This window comes from Campylobacter sp. LMG 7929, assembly GCF_024723595.1.
In the GTDB taxonomy this organism is placed as follows: Bacteria; Campylobacterota; Campylobacteria; order Campylobacterales; family Campylobacteraceae; genus Campylobacter_D.
Genome location: NZ_JANQCY010000001.1, coordinates 101286 through 117739 on the forward strand (window position 1 = coordinate 101286; position 16454 = coordinate 117739).

Here is a 16454-nt window from a genome sequence, read left to right on the forward strand (position 1 = left end):
AGGAAAAATATGAAAATTTATCATCTTTCACATACAGATTTAGATGGCTATGCTTGTCAGTATGTGCTAGATTTTTATTTTAAGAATTGTTATTTTTATAATTCTAATTATGGTAAAGAGATTAATGAAAATTTTAATGTGATTTTTAAAAATATAGAGGAAGATTTAAAGCAAAATCCTAATGAAGAATTTGTGATTTTAATCACGGATTTAAATTTAACTTTAAGTCAATGTGAAGATTTTCAAAAAGCTATAGAAGGTAAAAAAATCAAACTTTTACTTTTGGATCATCATCAAAGTGGCTTAGAATGTATGCAAAAATATCCTTGGTATTTTTTAGATGATAAAAGATGTGCTACTAAGATTGTTTATGATTTTTTTAGTAAATGTTATGGCGAAAATAAGGCTTTGTCAGAATTTGTAGATGTGGTAAATGCAGTAGATATTTGGTTGAGTGAAGATGAGAATTTTGAACTTGGAAAAGTACTGCTTGGTATGGTTTCTGGAGCAAAAGAAATCAATAGAGTAATGTTTGCACAAGAAAATATCAAATATCTTTTTTATCTTTTTGATGTTTGTAGAAAATACATTCATCAAAAAAATGCTCATATTAATTTAGATGATGATTTGCATGGCTTAAAAAAATCTTTTTTCAAAAAAGAAAATGATGATACTTTAAGTAATTTAATTTCTAAATTCGTAGTAGAAAAACTAAGTGCAAATAAAGAAAAATTTAGTGTATTTTATAAAGGAAGTAAAGGTTTATTAACTTCAAATATAGGCAATACTTCCGTAATTGGAAATGATTTTTTAATGCAAAATCCTGATTTTGATTTTTTCGTTGATCTTAGTTCAAGAAAAACCTTAAGTTTTAGAGCAAATAATAAAATCGATGTGAGTTTGATGGCTAAGAGTTTGGTCAATGGAGGAGGGCATAAAAATGCTAGCGGTGGATTGTTCGCTGCGTATAAAGATAGCTCTAACTATGATTTTATAAAAGCACAATTTGCGGATTTGATTAAAAGCAAAGAATTAAAGGAAAATAATGAAAACAAATCATGATTTTAAAGAAGAAATAGAAAATTTACAATATGAATTAAGCATAGTTTTAGAGGCAATGCTCTTGTTTGCTGGGGTAAAAAGAGCAAAATTAGAAAAAGCAATTGAGGCTTATATTGATTGTATTGATGAGGTTTGTCAAAATACTCAAAAAGAAGGAGTTGATGAGATCTTAGAAGTAGTAGAGTACTTAAAAAATCATCATAAAGATTTATTTGAATGAAAATTTTATTATTGTTTTTTGCGGGAATTTTTTCTTATGCAAATATCTATGAAGATTTAAGTGATTTTGCTTACAATAAACAAAACACGCTAAATTTAAGCTCAAGTCAAGCTTTATTTTTAGAATACAAACAAAACAAACAAGCTTGTGTGGATATAGTACTTGCTAAAGATAAGGTTTTTGTGGTTAAAATTTATCCATTATGTGAAAATTTAAACGAAAAAAGTCTAAATGAGTACTTAAATACGCAATTTATAAGTTTATACGCTAAAGATTTATCAAAACTAAGAAAAGAAATTACTGATATTAAAAACATAATGCGTGATTTTATGATTTATTATACCTTACATCAATCTTTTGCAAACGAAATTAAAAAAATGAGTAAAAATGATAAATTACAAGCGTATAAACTAGATGAGAAAAAAGGTGGAAAAATTCTTTACAAGGTTAATAATCAAGCTTGTGTAGTTTTTGATTTATATTTAGATGAAAATTTGCAATCTAGTATGCAAATAAGCGGAATGGAAAATTTAGATAAAACTTGTATGGAGTTAATCTCATCTCCTGATTTTAAAGACTTATCTTTCACAAAAGAGGGTATGAAAAAATATAAATTAAAAAACTAATCTAAAAAATCTTAAATAATATAATTTTAAAATTCTACTTAAAGCCATTTTTTTTCTTTCTATATTAGAAAACACATAAGCTTCTAGATCTTGCTTTTCTCTTAAAGTAAGATTTTTCATTATTATAAACCTTTTAAAAAATATTGCTAGATGCAATTATATTATCTTTTCTTTTAAAAAAACTGAAAAATAAATTTTTATATATTATATATAAATAACTAAATAAACTTTAGTTATATAGACTAAATAATTTTAAATATTTTTATTTAAAAATAACTTGACATTATTATACTAAAGTTGTATAATTATTTTATCACTTAAAAACATTGAGTGCTAAATTAAAAACTAAGGTTTTATAGTGAAGTCTTATAGTAAAAAAGATTTAATTTTAAAAACCATCATTGAGACCTATCTAGAGGGTAATAATCCTGTGGGTTCTAATGAGTTAAATCATAAAGTTAGCATACCTGCTTCTACTATAAGAGTTTATTTTAAAAAATTAAGTGATGAGGGTGTATTAACACAACTTCACATTAGCAGTGGTCGCATACCAACTTTTACTGCTATGAAGGCTTATTGGTATGAACAACTTTGCGAAGATGAGATTGTGATTAACGATCTTGCTTTGCTAGAGTTTTTACTTGATAAGTTTGAAATTTATACCTTAGTTTATGGTGGTGATGAGCTTATTTTACAAGATATTACTAAGGTTAATGATAAATTTATCATACTTGATTTTGGACAAAATGAGTTGGTTTTAAGATTTAGTCAAGATAGTTTAATTTTCTTACAAAGACTTATAGGACTTGATCTAAAAAGTATTGAAAATTTAGCTTTTAGGGTTGAGTTTAAAGAGTTGTCAGAGAAAATTGCCATGTTAAAAGATGCTATGGTTTATTATAGATATAATGAGAGTAAAGCTTATCAAATTTATCAAAATGATGAATTTGCTAAGCTTTTATCTCCTCAAATTGGATTTTATTTTAACGATAAATTGCAATTTGATCCTTTATTTGAAGAGGGTTTTATGGGGTTAAAGCTTAAGAGTACATTTTTAGGTAAAGAATCTAATATGGTTTTTGCCGGTAGTGTGTATTCTGATTTTAAAACAATGTTAAATATTATAAAGGAGGCTGCGTGAGCGAAGAAAAGCAAAATGAGCAAATGCAAGAAGAAACAGTGGAAAATTCAGAAAGTCAAAACAATGAATTAGAAAAACTTCAAGCAGAGTATAATGAGTTAAAAGATACTTATTTAAGAGCAAATGCTGAATTTGAAAATATCAAAAAAAGAATGGAAAAAGAAAAAATTGCAGCAACAATTTATGCAAATGAAAGTTTTGCTAAAGATTTGCTTGATGTAGTTGATGCATTAGAGGCGGCTATTAATGTAGAAGCCAATGATGAATTAAGTTTAAAAATCAAAGAAGGGGTTCAAAACACTTTAGATTTGCTTTTGAAAAAACTTGAAAAACATATGGTTAAGGTAATAGAAGCAAATGGTGAGTTTGATCCAAATTTACATGAAGCGATGTTTCATGTTGAAAGTGCTGATCATGAAAGCAATCATATCGTTCAGCTTTTACAAAAGGGCTATATGATGAATGATAGAGTGATTAGATCAGCAAAAGTTAGTGTTGCAAAATAAAATTTAATAAAAAGGATAAAAAATGGCAAAAGTTATAGGTATAGATTTAGGTACAACAAATTCTTGTGTGAGTGTATATGAAAGAGGCGAGAGTAAAGTTATCCCAAATAAAGAAGGTAAAAATACTACTCCTTCAGTAGTTGCTTTTACAGATAAAGGTGAAGTTTTAGTTGGAGATAGCGCTAAGCGTCAAGCTGTGACTAATCCTGAAAAAACTATTTATTCTATAAAAAGAATTATGGGTTTAATGATCAATGAAGAAGCAGCAAAAGAAGCTAAAAATCGCTTACCTTATCATATCACAGAGAGAAATGGGGCTTGTGCGATTGAAATAGCAGGTAAAATTTATACTCCACAAGAAATTTCAGCAAAAGTTTTAATGAAATTAAAAGAAGATGCGGAGGCTTTCTTAGGTGAAAAAGTAGAAGATGCGGTTATTACTGTTCCTGCGTATTTTAATGATGCACAAAGAAAAGCTACAAAAGAAGCAGGGCAAATTGCAGGATTGAATGTATTAAGAATTATCAACGAACCAACTGCAGCAGCTTTGGCTTATGGACTTGATAAAAAAGAAAGTGAAAAAATTGTAGTTTATGATTTAGGTGGTGGTACATTTGATGTTACTGTGCTTGAAACAGGTGATAATGTTGTAGAAGTTTTAGCAACTGGTGGTAATGCATTTTTAGGTGGTGATGATTTTGATAATAAATTAATCGACTTTTTAGCAAATGAGTTTAAAGATGAAACAGGTATTGATCTTAAAAACGATGTAATGGCTTTACAAAGATTAAAAGAAGCAGCTGAAAATGCTAAAAAAGAATTAAGTTCAGCTAATGAAACTAATATTAATTTACCATTTATCACAGCTGATGCAAGTGGTCCAAAACACTTAACTAAAACTCTAACAAGAGCTAAATTTGAAAGTATGATTGATGGCTTAGTTGCTGAAACTATTAGTAAAATTAACGAAGTAGTAAAAGATGCAGGGCTTGACAAAAATGAAGTAAAAGAAATCGTTATGGTGGGTGGTTCTACCCGTGTTCCACTGGTACAAGAAGAAGTTAAAAAAGCCTTTGGAAAAGAGCTTAATAAATCAGTAAATCCTGATGAAGTTGTTGCAATAGGTGCGGCAATTCAAGGTGCGGTTATTAAAGGTGATGTTAAAGATGTATTATTGCTTGATGTTACTCCGCTTTCTTTGGGTATTGAAACTTTAGGTGGTGTGATGACTAAAATCATTGAAAAAGGTACAACTATACCAACTAAAAAAGAACAAGTTTTCTCAACTGCTGAAGATAATCAAAGCGCAGTTACTATCAATGTTTTACAAGGTGAGAGAGAATTTAGCCGTGATAATAAATCTTTAGGAAATTTCAATCTTGAAGGAATTCCACCAGCGCCTCGCGGTATGCCACAAATTGAAGTAACTTTTGATATTGATGCAAATGGTATTTTAACAGTTAGTGCAAAAGATAAAGCTACAGGTAAAGCTCAAGAGATTAAAATCACAGGCTCAAGCGGACTAAGTGAAGAAGAAATCAACAACATGGTAAAAGATGCAGAGCTTCACAAAGAAGAAGATAGAAAACGCAAAGAAGCAGTAGAAGCTAGAAATGCTGCTGATAGCTTAGTGCATCAAGTAGAGAAATCTTTAAGTGAGCTTGGAGATAAAGTAGGTGATGATGATAAAGCAAATATTCAAAAAGCCTTAGATGAGTTAAAAGAGACATTGAAAAATGCTAATGCTTCTAAAGAAGAAATTGAAAGCAAAATGAAAGCTTTAAGTGAAGTTTCTCATAAATTAGCAGAAAATATGTATAAAAAAGAAGAACCAAACGCTCAAAAGAAAAAAGACGATGATGTAATCGATGCTGAAGTTGAGTAAAAACTAAACTAGAAGCCTTGTTGCTTCTAGTTTAATCAATATATTTTTTACAATCTTCCTTAAAATAATTTCTATCAAATCTTGCAAAATTATCATTATTTGGCACTTTATAGCATTCAGTGAAATTTTTAGCTTTAAGAATTTTGACATAAAAACTAGGAATGGCTATGTTGTTTTTAATGCGTTTTGGCTTATCATCATAAAGTACTAAATTTAAGACTTCTAATTCTTTATTTTTCTTTGCTAAATATCTTTCTCTTTGTTCGATTTCATTCCAAATTTCTGCATTAATATCTTTTTTTTGCGGAGTGATATTGCTCATTAAAAAAGTGCTAAGTTGGGCTTGCGGGGTTGCATTCATGGATTGATTTGGCACGACATGTCCTCTTGTATAACCACTTCTTAGATAATCCTCCCAATAAGTTCTGTATTTTTTAGGTATATTGGTATCTTCTTGAAATCTTGGGCGTTTTTTGATGTGTCCTTGATTTAAAATTTTAGCTTCTAATTTATAAGCAATAGCCTTAGTGCCTTTATAATTATAATCATAACAATTAATATAATAATATTTATCCATCAATAAAGAGCAGTCTTTAAAATAAGCTTTAAAGCTAGGATGTAATTCATATTGAGTATAAGCAAAAGAGCTTAAAGCTAAGGCGCAAAGTGCTAAAACTTTTTTCATGCTAAAAGCTTTCTTACCATTTCATTAAGTCTTTTACCATCAACGCTTGCGCCAAAAGCTGCTTTAGCTTCTTTCATTAAAATACCTTGTTCTTTTAAAGAGTTAATTTGTAATTTATCTATAAGTTTTTTTAGCTCACTTTCTAATTCCTCATCGTTAAGTTGTTTTGGTAAATAAGCACTTAAAATAGCTACTTCTTGGAGTTCTTTTTGTGCTAAATCTTCTCTAGATCCTTTAGAAAAAGCCAAAGCTGCTTCATTTCGTTTTTTAATCTCGCTTGCAATGATTTTATATATTCTTTCATCATTAAGTGTGATTCTTTCATCAACTTCTATTTGTTTAAAGCTAGCATTAAGCGTTCTTAAAGTGTTTCTTTTAAAATCATCTTTATTCCGCATAGCTTCTTTAATATCTTCTAAAATTTGTTCTTTTAAACTCATTTTTTCTCCTTTAAAATTTGATATTTTTAAAATGTGCTATACACACACCTTCTCTAACACCATCATCAATTACAATGAGCTTTTGCTTATTAAATAAAGCAAAAAGTATCATTGAGCCTGCTATGAGGTATTTTTTTCTATTTTCTCCAAGGTAAATTTTAGCTTTTTCTTGTTCTAAATTCCAAATTTTTAATGCAAAATCAAAAAAATCTTTGCGTTTGAGTATTTTACCATTTACACTTTCTTCTAGGTAATCTTTGTATTTTATGTTTTGTTTATAAGCACAAAGTGTGGTGGGTACTCCTGAATTTAATATGAAAAAATTTCCTTTTAATTTTATATCTTTACTAAGATTAAAAGCTTTTAAGACAAGTTGTTTTAGATGCGCAGGGTAGGGGCTTAGATGAATTTTTAATTTTTCATCTTTAATACGTGCAAGATTTTGTGGATATTTTTTAAAAAATCTTACATAAGCACTTGGTTTTATAGCTTTAAAATGCATTCTTTCATAAAAACTAATAATTCCAAAATCATAACTTTTACTAAACTTTTCATTTGAAATTTCACAAGAAGCACCGCCTAAATCACAATAGTTTAAGTCTTTTCTAAAAAGTTTAAGAGCTTTAAGACGCTCTTGCATACCTAAAATGCTTAGTTTTGCTTCGGTTTTTGCATCGACTAATTTTATATCAAGTTTAAATTCTTTTTGAATTTTTTCAAAAATAAACTCAGTATTTTTTGCTTTTCTAAAAGCAGCTGTGGCGACTGCTTTGGCTTGACTTAAATCATAGTTTTTTTCTTTTAAGATTTTCAAAGCGCTAAAAATTCTTTCTATGGCTTCATTGCTAATGGTGTCATTTTGCATATTTTTAGCTGCACCTATGATAAATTCTTCGCTTTTTAATTTATTAAAATTCTCATCCATTAAAACAGCTCTTAATGTATTTGAACCCATATCAATACCTAGCACTAGCTCTCCTTAAAAAATTTAAAGTATAATAGCAAAAAACTTATAAGGAAAACTTATGCTTTTAGGGGTTAATATCGATCATATAGCAGTTTTAAGAGAAGCTAGAAAAGTAAATGATCCTGATTTACTTGAAGCTGCTATTTTGAGTGCAAATTTAGCTGATCAAATCACTATCCATGTGAGAGAAGATCGTCGCCATGCTAATGAGTTTGATTTAGAAAATATTTTAAAATATTGCAAATGTGTAGTGAATTTAGAATGCTCTATTGATATGATAGAGTATGCTTTAAAATACAAACCCTCGCGCGTTACTTTAGTACCTGAAAAAAGACAAGAGCTTACAACAGAAGGTGGTTTAAATTTAGATAATGAAAAACTACAAGAAACTATTAGTGCTTTAAAGCAAGAGCAAATCGAAGTTTCTTTATTTATTGATCCAAATTTAGAAGATATTAATAAATCATCTTCTTTAAATGCTGATTTTATAGAGCTTCATACAGGCTTGTATGCTAATATTTACAATGCATTATATACTAATATCAATCAAACTTCCTATGCATTGCCTGAATTAATTTTAAGCAAAAATGAACTCAAAAATCTTTTAGAAAATGAACTCCAAAGATTAAGACAAAGTGCAAGTTTGGCTAAGAGTTTAAATTTAAGAGTGGCAGCTGGACATGGACTTAATTATAAAAATGTAAAAAATATTGTAGATATTTTAGAAATAGAAGAGTTAAATATAGGCCAAAGTATAGTAGCAAGATCGGTTTTTATAGGCTTAGAAAAAGCTATATTGCAAATGAAAGCTTTGATTAAAAGATGAAAAAAATTGCCATTAGCATAGGGGATTTAAATGGCATAGGTATGCAAATTTTATTAGCTTGTCATGATGAGCTAGTAAAAATTTGCGAGCCTTATTATTTTGTGCATTATGAATTATTTCAAAAAGCAAATAAACTTTTGAAAATAAATCCTAAATCTAAAATCAATTTAGTTGAAATTTCTAATGCTTCAAAACCACATTTTGTCTTTAAAGAAGAAAAAGAAAATTTTTTAATTTATGAGTTTTCATATCAAGCTAGTAAAATTATTGATTTTGATTTTGAGTTAAACCCTGCGAATTTAGACGCTAAAAGTGGGGTTTATTCTTTTTTAAGTTTTGAAGGAGCTAGTTATTGCACGCATTTGTTTTTAGATGCTTTGGTAACTTTACCGATTAATAAAAAGACTTGGCAAATGGGGGGAGTGAGTTATAAAGGTCATACTGAGGCATTAAGAGATTTTTTCAAACAAGATGCTATTATGATGTTAGGGTGTGATGAGCTTTTTGTGGCTTTATATACTGAGCATATGGCTTTAAGAGATGTTTATAAAGAAATTAAGGCTTTCAAACTCGCGCAATTTTTAATTAATTTTTATCAATGCACTTTATTTGAGAAAATTGGAGTTTTAAGTTTTAACCCTCATGCAAGTGATAATGGTGTAATAGGTGGAGAAGAAGAGCAGGAAATAAAAAAAGCTATAAGAATGGCAAATGTATTTTTAAAAGATTACGCGTTGAATTTACAAAATTTAGAAAATGAAGATTTTTTAAGTCAAAAAGAAAAAGAACTTTCTTATAAGGAAAATATTTATTTAAGTGAGCCTTTAGTGGCTGATAGTGCTTTTACTCCTTTTGCGTTAAGTAAATGCAAGTATTTAGTGAGTATGTATCATGATGTAGGCTTAGCGCCTTTAAAGGCTTTGTATTTTGAAAAAAGTATTAATGTAAGTTTAAATTTACCTATAATTCGCACTAGTGTTGATCATGGTACAGCTTATGATAAGGCTTATAAAAATGAAAAAATTAATTTACAAAGTTATATGCAAGCAGTGAAATCTGCTTTGCAATTTTTAAAGATCAAAGAAAAAACTAAGTAAAAGTTACTAAAATTAATTCATTAAAATTAATTCTTAAGGAGAATGCTTGAGTAAAGATAATGCTATTGCATTTTTTATTTTTATTGTGAGTGTTTTATGCTTTTTTGTTTGGGGATATAATTATATTCCTAATAATTCCATGATATTATTTATCCTTGCTAGTATATTTGGTATTTTCATGGCCTTTAACGTTGGTGGTAATGATGTAGCAAATTCATTTGGTACTAGCGTAGGCGCTAAAACAGTTACTATAAAACAAGCTTTGATTATTGCAGCGGTGTTTGAATTAAGCGGGGCTGTGTTTGCAGGTGGGGAAGTAACAAATACTATAAGAAGTGGTATAGTAGTTTTACCTGATGGGATTAATCCTATGGTATTTGTATGCGTAATGCTCTCAGCTTTATTAAGTTCAGGAATTTGGCTTTTTGTAGCGACTAAAAAAGGACTTCCAGTTTCTACCACTCATAGTATTATAGGAGGTATTGTAGGTTCAAGTATTGCTATGGGCTTTGTATTTTTTGATCAAGCTCAAGCATTATCTATGGTAAATTGGAATGGTATTTATAAAATAGCTATGAGTTGGGTTATTTCGCCTTTGCTTGGTGGGCTTGTGGCGTATTTAATTTATGCTTATATTTATAAAAAAATCCTAAAGCCATCAGAAGAAATAACTCTTGTGGTAAAAGAAATCAAAAAAGAAAAAAAGGCTTTTAAAGAAGAATATTTTAAAAATTTAAAAAACAAAAGCCAAGAAGAGCAAATCAAAGAACTTAGTGCTATTGTTTTAGATGATGATGAAAAAAGAAGTGAATATAAGTTAAAAATCAAAGAATTAAAAGAAAAAGAAAAAAACATAGATGTTTTCTCAAGAATGAAATTTCATGTTCCTTTAATAGCAGGTGTAGGTGCATTGACTATTGCTTCTATGTTTTTATTTAAGGGTTTAAATAATGTTTCTACTTTAGATGTAATGCAAAATTTATGGATAGTTTCGATTATTTCTATTTTTGCTTATATTGTTACTTTAGCAGTCGTGAGGTTGATGAAAAAAACTCAGGTTAATAAGACCATAGAAAAGATTTTTTCATGGTTTCAAATTTTTACTGCTTCAAGTTTTGCTTTTTCACATGGAGCTAATGATATAGCTAATGCTCTTGGACCATTTGCTGCTATTTTAGATGTACTTAAAAATAACACCATTAATCCTAGCTCACCAGTACCTTTTGCTGTAATGCTTATGTTTGGTATAGCTTTGGTTATTGGACTTTGGTTTTTGGGTAAAGAAGTTATTCAAACTGTGGGTTCAAAACTTGCTGAAATTAAACCAACAACAGGCTTTAGTGCTGAACTTGGCGCAAGTATTGTTATACTTTTAGCTACCCAACTTGGAATTCCAGTTAGCTCAACCCATATTTTAATCGGTGCTATTTTAGGTATAGGGGTATTTAATAAAGATGCTAAATGGGCTATGATGAAACCTATTGGTTTAGCATGGGTGATTACCTTACCAGTTGCTGGAATTCTTTCAAGTATTATTTTTATTATCTTTGTAAATACAATCTTATGAGTTTAAACTCATAAGATGTTTTTTAGCTTCATCTAAATTAGAACTATTGATAAAATAATCAATTTTTGAAGGTTTTTTATATACTTTATCATAATATTCAAAAAGCATTTTTACACAAAGTTCTAAATTGTTTTCTTCATAATTTTGACAAAGTCTTAATTTAAAATCCTTGCTAATATAAGGTGATATTTTTTCAACACATTGATAAAATACTTTTTTATCCATTGGAGTGTAGTTTTTTAAAACTCTTTGAACACGTAAATTCGTGTCACACTCACACCAAATTTTCTTAGCTTTTTGCATGCTATTGTATAAATTTAGTGGGATAGTTAAATTTCCAATTTGTCTGCTTTCAGCTTCTATAAAACAAGTTTTATAAGTATAATCTTTTAAAAAATAAAACAATCCATCTTCAAAGGCTTTTTGGCTTGGTTGTTCTCCATAAATTTTACCAAAACTAGATCCTTGGTGGTTGGCTAGTTTTTCTAAATTTAAAGCATTATCTAAAGTTTGGATTAAATCACTTTTACCACTTGCTGTATTACCACAAAGGCATAAAAACTCAATATTTAAATCTTTTCTAAAAAACTCACTCACATAACTTCTATAGGCTTTGTATCCACCTTCTAATCTTACAACCCTATAACCAAGTTCAGCTAAAATTAAAGCAATAGCTTTTGATCTTTTACCACCCCTTGCACAATAAATTCCCACCAAAGAGCCTATTTTATAATTTTGATAAATTTTATTAATATGCTCACTCATATTTTTGCAAATATAACTTACACCTTTTGCTTTAGCTAAGCCTTTATTTTTCTTATAAAGTGTGCCTATTTCTTCAAATTCATTATCATTGAGCGCATAGTAATTTTGCGCAGATTTTATATGAGCAAGTTTGTATTCTTTGGGGCTTCTTGCATCAATTAAAAGATCAAAATTAAATTTTAAAAAATTTTCAAAATCAACTTCTTTATACATAGTCTTTAAAAGCTTTACATAAGGTGGTATAAACTTTTTCCAAATCGCTCCCGCAAACTCTAGTTTGTCCTATGGTGGTGATAAAATTTGTATCGCCTTGCCATCTTGGGATTAAATGATAATGACAATGTGGTGCTATGCCAGCTCCTGCTGCACTGCCTAAATTCATACCTATATTAACACCCTTAGCGTGAAAGTTTTCTTTTAAAATTTTAACTCCAATACGCACAAAATGGCTAATTTCTAGCCATGTATCATTACTTAAATCTTCTATATTTTCTAAATGCTCATAAGGGATAATCATAAAATGACCCGGACTATAAGGGTACTTATTCATAATGCCAAAACATTCTTTAGCTCTAAAAATCACCCTAAGTTTTTCATCTTCATTAAGCTCATACTTGCAATGACAAAAAGGGCAAAAATTTTTATCTTTATTGTTAAAATAAACATCCCTCCAAGGTGCGTATAAATACTCCATCAACTCTCCTTTATGCAAGCATGTAGATTTTTAATATTTTTACTTATAAGAGCTTTATTTTTTGGTATTAAAGGTAATAGCTTTTCATCTTCTAGTAAAAAAATTCTAGCTCCTGCTAAAATAGCATTATTAAGGTCACTTTTGCTTTCAAGGTAAAAAATGGCTTCTAAGCCAAGATGTATTGCAAAATTATAAAGTTTTTTTAGTTGCATGGTTTTTAGCATTTTAGGAAATACAATAAATGCATCAGCCCCATATACTAAGCTTTCTAAAATTTGATATTCATCAAAAATAAAATCAAATTGCACAATAGGTTTTTCATGATAGCGTCTAAAAAGACTTAAATTTTGTATGTCTTGATTAAGCAAAGGGCTTGTTGGTAAGATGATGGCATCAAAATTTTTATGATTAAAATTTAAATCTTTAGAATATAAAAAATGTGAAAGTTTTCCTTCAAGTAAAAGTGTATAAATATCTTTAGGATAAAAGGCATTAGAAGCTAGACTTCTACCTAACATATCATAAGGAAAAATTTCTTTTTTGCTTTCAAGATTTTTTTGTGTTTTTGAAAAATGATTTTTTAAATCTATTGTTTTAAACATTTTTCGATAGCCTTTAAATGCTCTTTGCTTTCATCTGAGCTTGAAAATTCTTTATCATGCAGTGTTTTTTGCAAAATTTCATAAGCCTTTTTGCAATTTTTAAGTTTATAATACCCCCAAGCTAAAGAGTCTAGATAGTAAAGATTTTGTGGTTCTTGTTCAAGTGCCCAGCCTACTAGCTCTATACCTTTGGCTATATCAATATCATATTCAATTAAAGCATAGCCATAGTAGTTTTGATATAAAGCATCACTGCGCACATCTACGCTTTGTTCAAATTTTTTCATGATAGAGGCTAGAATTTTTGGATCCGTGACTTTTTTACTTCTAGGATCCATATGAATTTCAAATTCTAAAACACCTGCCATAGAAAGATATTTTTTATCTTTGCTAAGTTCATAATGTTTTAAAGCTATTTCATAGGCCTTTTTATAATCTTTTGTTTGTGTGTATAAGAAAATTTTGGTATCAGGATCTATGTTATATTTTTGGGTTAAATTTAGAGCCTGAGTATAATTTTTTTCTTGTACTAGTAATTCTATCATAGCGTAGATGTATTTAATGTCATTGTTGAGTTTATATAGCTTTTCAAGGGTTTGAATACTTGCTTTATGATCTTTTTGCTCTTGATAAATTTTTAAAAGTAGGGTGCATGTTTTAAGAGTGCATTGTGATTTTTTTACAAATTCTTCTAAAGCTTTTTTAGCTTGATCAATATTTTTATTTTTGATATTAATTTCAACTATTTTAAGTAATAAATTTTCATGCTCAAAAAGCTTATAAGCAAGATTGTATTGTTCTAAAGCTTTAGTATATAAAGCTTTTTTGGCAAAAATATCGCCTAATATTTCATAATTTCTGTAATCTTGTTCTTCTTTAATGAGTTTATAAAGTATAGCTTCAGCTTGTTTATAATCTCCTATTTCAAAAAAATATAAAGCATTTAATCTTGCAATAGCTGTGTGTTCTAAAAAGTCTTTAGAAGCTTTTAAAAGCTCATCTTTTTGTTTTAAATTAGCACTTAAAGCTAAAAGTAAAGCCTTTTGCAAATAAATACTTTCATTATTTTCATGAAATAAATTTGTATAAATATCACATGCTTTTTGAAATTGCCCATGCTCTTCATAAATAAGTGCTTGTAGGATTTTATCTTCACCTTTGGCTAAAGCAAGGCTTGTTAGGATAAAAACTATAATTAGTGAAAGCAAACCCCTATACATTCTTTTTTTAACTCCTCTTTGTGTGTTTTAAAATACTCCCAAAATGGAAAAGTTCTGCATTGTTTTGGTCTATGCTTGTAAATTAAACATTTTTTATACATTGTATCAAAAAAAATACAACGATAGCCATTTTCATACTTTGCTTCTTTAAGGCTATATTTAAACCCAACTTTGATGAGGTATTGCTCTTTAAAGGTTTCAAAGCTTAAATTTAAAAAACTAGCAATAGCTTCTAATTCTTCTTTGCTAGCATAGATATACCCACTTTCTCCAGTGCAACACTTCCCGCCGCATTTTTCACAAGCACTTTCATCAAAAGAATAATCAAAACCTTTTTCACACATCATAGTTTATAGTTCCTGTATTTTTATAAATTTCACTAATTTTTGGATTTAAAACATCATTTTCATACATAAAAAGTGTAGGCATTATAGCGCATGGACTTTTGCTATTTTTTTTAATATGCATTAAAACAAGTCTTGCGTTAGTTTGTGCATTAGTATGAACACATTGAAGTGAAACTAGTTTTAATTTAAAATGTTTTAAATAAGCACAAATTTCATCTAAAAAACTTGCCTCATAACACATAAAAAAACTACCATTTGGTTTGATTAAAGTATTTATTTTAGCAAACATTTTCTCAAGTGGCATAAAATCTTGATATCTTGATATACATAAATGTAAATCTTGGCTTTTTTGTGTATTTTTTTTATAAAATGGAGGATTAGAGATTAAAAAATCAAATTTTATATCACTTTTATAGTTTAAAAAATCTTCACAAATGCCTTGAATTTCAAGTTTATTTTCTTTGGCATTTTTATAACTTAGTTTGATATTTTGCTCTTGGATATCTAGTAGATAAACTTTTGAATTTGGAAATCTTTGCTTTATTAAAAGTCCTAAAATTCCACAACCGCATCCTATATCAAGGATATTTCCTTTTAAATTATTTTTAGATAAAAAGTCAAAAAGCAAAAGGCTATCGTTATTATAGCGATAGCCTTTTGAATATTGAAAGAGTTTTAGCATTTATAAAGATGATCGCAGATTTTAAATGAATCATTTAAACCCACTACAATAGAAGCTCCGTTTTTACTCGCTATATCACCTGCTACGAATAATCCTTTTATATTGCTTTCTTTATTTTCATCAAAGCTTGGCACACCTTTTTCATCAACTTCTATAGAGCATTTTTGTAAGAAATCAAGTGGAGTTGAACCACCAATAGCATAAATGATACGATCATAAATTTCATTTGTGTCATTAGTAAAATTTACTTTAGCTTTACCGCTTTCATCTTCAATGCTAGTTATATCTATGCCAAGTTTTGCTTTTACACTACCTTGTTCAAAAGCTTTTTGAATATCTTCTAGATTAATATCGTTTAATCTTGAGAAAGTTTCTCTTCTATAGCAAAGTGTAACATCATTATTTTTAGCTAAATCTATAGCGTATTCTGCTGCTGAATTTCCACCACCTACAACTAAGATTTTTTCACCTTGGCTTGCTGAATTTGCATTAAAATTGATGATTTTTGTTAAAGTTATAGGTAAAGTATAGCTTGGTTTATTCGGTTTACCCATTCTACCTATGGCAATAACTGCATTTTTACAAATATAATTTTCATTTGCAGTGCTAACGATGAAATTTTCTCCATCTTTTTTAACACTTTCAACTTCACTAGAAAGCTTTACTTCAAGATTATGCTCTTTGATAGCATTTTGGAAAATTTCTATCGTACTTTCTCTAGTTCCATCTTCAAAATTTATATGCCCGTGATTTGTGCTATCACAACCTTTATAAGCTTTATCTACTCTTTTGCCTTCTTTGTAAAATTTTACTAATGTTTGACAAATCGCATCAGCTTTTTCTAAAACAATAACTTCTTTATTTTTTATTTTAGCTTCTACTCCCGCTGCAATACCTGCAGGGCCAGCACCAATAACTACCATATCAAAAATTTTCATTATTTCCCTTTTTTCAGTATTTTAATGTGTAAATGTATCAAAAAAATGATAATGAAATATAAAAATTTATAGATAATTTTAATTTTTTGTAGAGTTTTTGTTTTTATTGCAACTCATTTAATTAAAAAAAATTTTTAAAAATTATCTTAAGTGTGTAAAAAAATATATCAATTTAAAATTTTTA

The 16454-nt window shown here is 28.5% G+C and carries 20 protein-coding genes; 9 read left to right on the forward strand and 11 right to left on the reverse strand.

Annotated features, from left to right (window positions below; genetic code table 11):
* The first annotated feature begins 9 nt into the window (after positions 1-9).
* Genes CAMP5118_RS00545 through CAMP5118_RS00555 form a run of 3 tightly spaced genes read left to right on the forward strand, consistent with a single transcriptional unit; the run spans position 10 to position 1908 of the window.
* The gene (locus tag CAMP5118_RS00545; RefSeq protein ID WP_263663186.1) at positions 10-1062 is read left to right on the forward strand and encodes a DHH family phosphoesterase; all 1053 of its coding nucleotides are present in this window, start codon (positions 10-12) and stop codon (positions 1060-1062) included.
* Entirely contained in the window at positions 1046-1282 is a 237-nt protein-coding gene (locus CAMP5118_RS00550; protein WP_263663187.1) for a hypothetical protein, read from the forward strand. The genes CAMP5118_RS00545 and CAMP5118_RS00550 overlap by 17 nt, the downstream gene beginning before the upstream one ends.
* The gene (locus CAMP5118_RS00555) at positions 1279-1908 is read left to right on the forward strand and encodes a hypothetical protein (RefSeq protein ID WP_263663188.1); all 630 of its coding nucleotides are present in this window, start codon (positions 1279-1281) and stop codon (positions 1906-1908) included. The genes CAMP5118_RS00550 and CAMP5118_RS00555 overlap by 4 nt, the downstream gene beginning before the upstream one ends.
* On the opposite strand, the gene CAMP5118_RS00560 is transcribed toward CAMP5118_RS00555, so the two are convergent.
* Positions 1897-2028, reverse strand: a complete 132-nt coding sequence (locus tag CAMP5118_RS00560; protein ID WP_256374638.1) for a hypothetical protein — start codon at positions 2026-2028, stop codon at positions 1897-1899. The two genes, CAMP5118_RS00555 and CAMP5118_RS00560, sit on opposite strands and share 12 nt — an antisense overlap.
* Before the next feature lie 238 nt (positions 2029-2266).
* Between CAMP5118_RS00560 and CAMP5118_RS00565 the strand changes: the two genes are divergently transcribed.
* Genes CAMP5118_RS00565 through dnaK form a run of 3 tightly spaced genes read left to right on the forward strand, consistent with a single transcriptional unit; the run spans position 2267 to position 5440 of the window.
* A complete protein-coding gene (locus CAMP5118_RS00565; RefSeq protein ID WP_337214465.1) occupies positions 2267-3049 on the forward strand; it encodes an HrcA family transcriptional regulator in 783 nt (260 codons plus the stop codon).
* Positions 3046-3555: a nucleotide exchange factor GrpE gene (gene grpE / locus CAMP5118_RS00570; protein WP_263708155.1), complete on the forward strand. Its 510-nt coding sequence runs from the start codon at positions 3046-3048 to the stop codon at positions 3553-3555. Before CAMP5118_RS00565 ends, grpE begins: the two co-directional genes overlap by 4 nt.
* Positions 3556-3577: 22 nt before the next feature.
* Positions 3578-5440 carry a molecular chaperone DnaK gene (gene dnaK / locus CAMP5118_RS00575; RefSeq protein WP_039641669.1) on the forward strand — a complete coding sequence of 621 codons (1863 nt, stop codon included), beginning with the start codon at positions 3578-3580 and terminating at the stop codon, positions 5438-5440.
* 31 nt (positions 5441-5471) lie between these two features.
* Here dnaK and CAMP5118_RS00580 read toward each other — a convergent pair whose 3' ends face one another.
* The 3 genes from CAMP5118_RS00580 to CAMP5118_RS00590 are packed head-to-tail and all read right to left on the reverse strand — an operon-like array spanning position 5472 to position 7535.
* A complete protein-coding gene (locus tag CAMP5118_RS00580; RefSeq protein ID WP_337216336.1) occupies positions 5472-6125 on the reverse strand; it encodes a DNA/RNA non-specific endonuclease in 654 nt (217 codons plus the stop codon).
* Positions 6122-6565: a GatB/YqeY domain-containing protein gene (locus CAMP5118_RS00585; RefSeq protein WP_337216337.1), complete on the reverse strand. Its 444-nt coding sequence runs from the start codon at positions 6563-6565 to the stop codon at positions 6122-6124. The genes CAMP5118_RS00580 and CAMP5118_RS00585 overlap by 4 nt, the downstream gene beginning before the upstream one ends.
* A 10-nt stretch (positions 6566-6575) precedes the next feature.
* Positions 6576-7535: a Ppx/GppA phosphatase family protein gene (locus CAMP5118_RS00590; RefSeq protein ID WP_337216338.1), complete on the reverse strand. Its 960-nt coding sequence runs from the start codon at positions 7533-7535 to the stop codon at positions 6576-6578.
* Between the two features lie 55 nt (positions 7536-7590).
* Here CAMP5118_RS00590 and CAMP5118_RS00595 point away from each other — a divergent pair, with 55 nt between their 5' ends.
* From CAMP5118_RS00595 to CAMP5118_RS00605, 3 genes are read left to right on the forward strand one after another with little or no spacing between them, the layout of a single operon-like run.
* Positions 7591-8358 carry a pyridoxine 5'-phosphate synthase gene (locus tag CAMP5118_RS00595; RefSeq protein ID WP_337216339.1) on the forward strand — a complete coding sequence of 256 codons (768 nt, stop codon included), beginning with the start codon at positions 7591-7593 and terminating at the stop codon, positions 8356-8358.
* Positions 8355-9455, forward strand: a complete 1101-nt coding sequence (gene pdxA / locus CAMP5118_RS00600) for a 4-hydroxythreonine-4-phosphate dehydrogenase (RefSeq protein WP_337216340.1) — start codon at positions 8355-8357, stop codon at positions 9453-9455. Before CAMP5118_RS00595 ends, pdxA begins: the two co-directional genes overlap by 4 nt.
* Positions 9456-9501: 46 nt before the next feature.
* Positions 9502-11022 (forward strand): inorganic phosphate transporter, encoded by a 1521-nt coding sequence (locus tag CAMP5118_RS00605; protein ID WP_337216341.1) that lies wholly within the window; start codon positions 9502-9504, stop codon positions 11020-11022.
* Here CAMP5118_RS00605 and mnmH read toward each other — a convergent pair.
* From mnmH to CAMP5118_RS00640, 7 genes are read right to left on the reverse strand one after another with little or no spacing between them, the layout of a single operon-like run.
* Positions 11017-12000 (reverse strand): tRNA 2-selenouridine(34) synthase MnmH, encoded by a 984-nt coding sequence (gene mnmH, locus CAMP5118_RS00610; RefSeq protein WP_337216342.1) that lies wholly within the window; start codon positions 11998-12000, stop codon positions 11017-11019. The two genes, CAMP5118_RS00605 and mnmH, sit on opposite strands and share 6 nt — an antisense overlap.
* Positions 11993-12481, reverse strand: a complete 489-nt coding sequence (locus CAMP5118_RS00615; protein ID WP_337216343.1) for an HIT family protein — start codon at positions 12479-12481, stop codon at positions 11993-11995. The genes mnmH and CAMP5118_RS00615 overlap by 8 nt, the downstream gene beginning before the upstream one ends.
* On the reverse strand, positions 12481-13083 hold the full coding sequence (locus CAMP5118_RS00620) for an indole-3-glycerol-phosphate synthase TrpC (protein WP_337216344.1): 603 nt from the start codon (positions 13081-13083) through the stop codon (positions 12481-12483). The genes CAMP5118_RS00615 and CAMP5118_RS00620 overlap by 1 nt, the downstream gene beginning before the upstream one ends.
* Positions 13068-14303, reverse strand: coding sequence for a tetratricopeptide repeat protein (locus CAMP5118_RS00625; protein ID WP_337216345.1), 1236 nt, complete (start codon positions 14301-14303; stop codon positions 13068-13070). Before CAMP5118_RS00625 ends, CAMP5118_RS00620 begins: the two co-directional genes overlap by 16 nt.
* Positions 14279-14650 carry a YkgJ family cysteine cluster protein gene (locus CAMP5118_RS00630; protein WP_337216346.1) on the reverse strand — a complete coding sequence of 124 codons (372 nt, stop codon included), beginning with the start codon at positions 14648-14650 and terminating at the stop codon, positions 14279-14281. Before CAMP5118_RS00630 ends, CAMP5118_RS00625 begins: the two co-directional genes overlap by 25 nt.
* Entirely contained in the window at positions 14640-15278 is a 639-nt protein-coding gene (locus tag CAMP5118_RS00635) for a tRNA1(Val) (adenine(37)-N6)-methyltransferase (protein WP_337216347.1), read from the reverse strand. The genes CAMP5118_RS00630 and CAMP5118_RS00635 overlap by 11 nt, the downstream gene beginning before the upstream one ends.
* Positions 15279-15325: 47 nt before the next feature.
* Positions 15326-16270 carry an NAD(P)-binding domain-containing protein gene (locus CAMP5118_RS00640; RefSeq protein WP_337216348.1) on the reverse strand — a complete coding sequence of 315 codons (945 nt, stop codon included), beginning with the start codon at positions 16268-16270 and terminating at the stop codon, positions 15326-15328.
* Between the last annotated feature and the right edge of the window lie 184 nt (positions 16271-16454).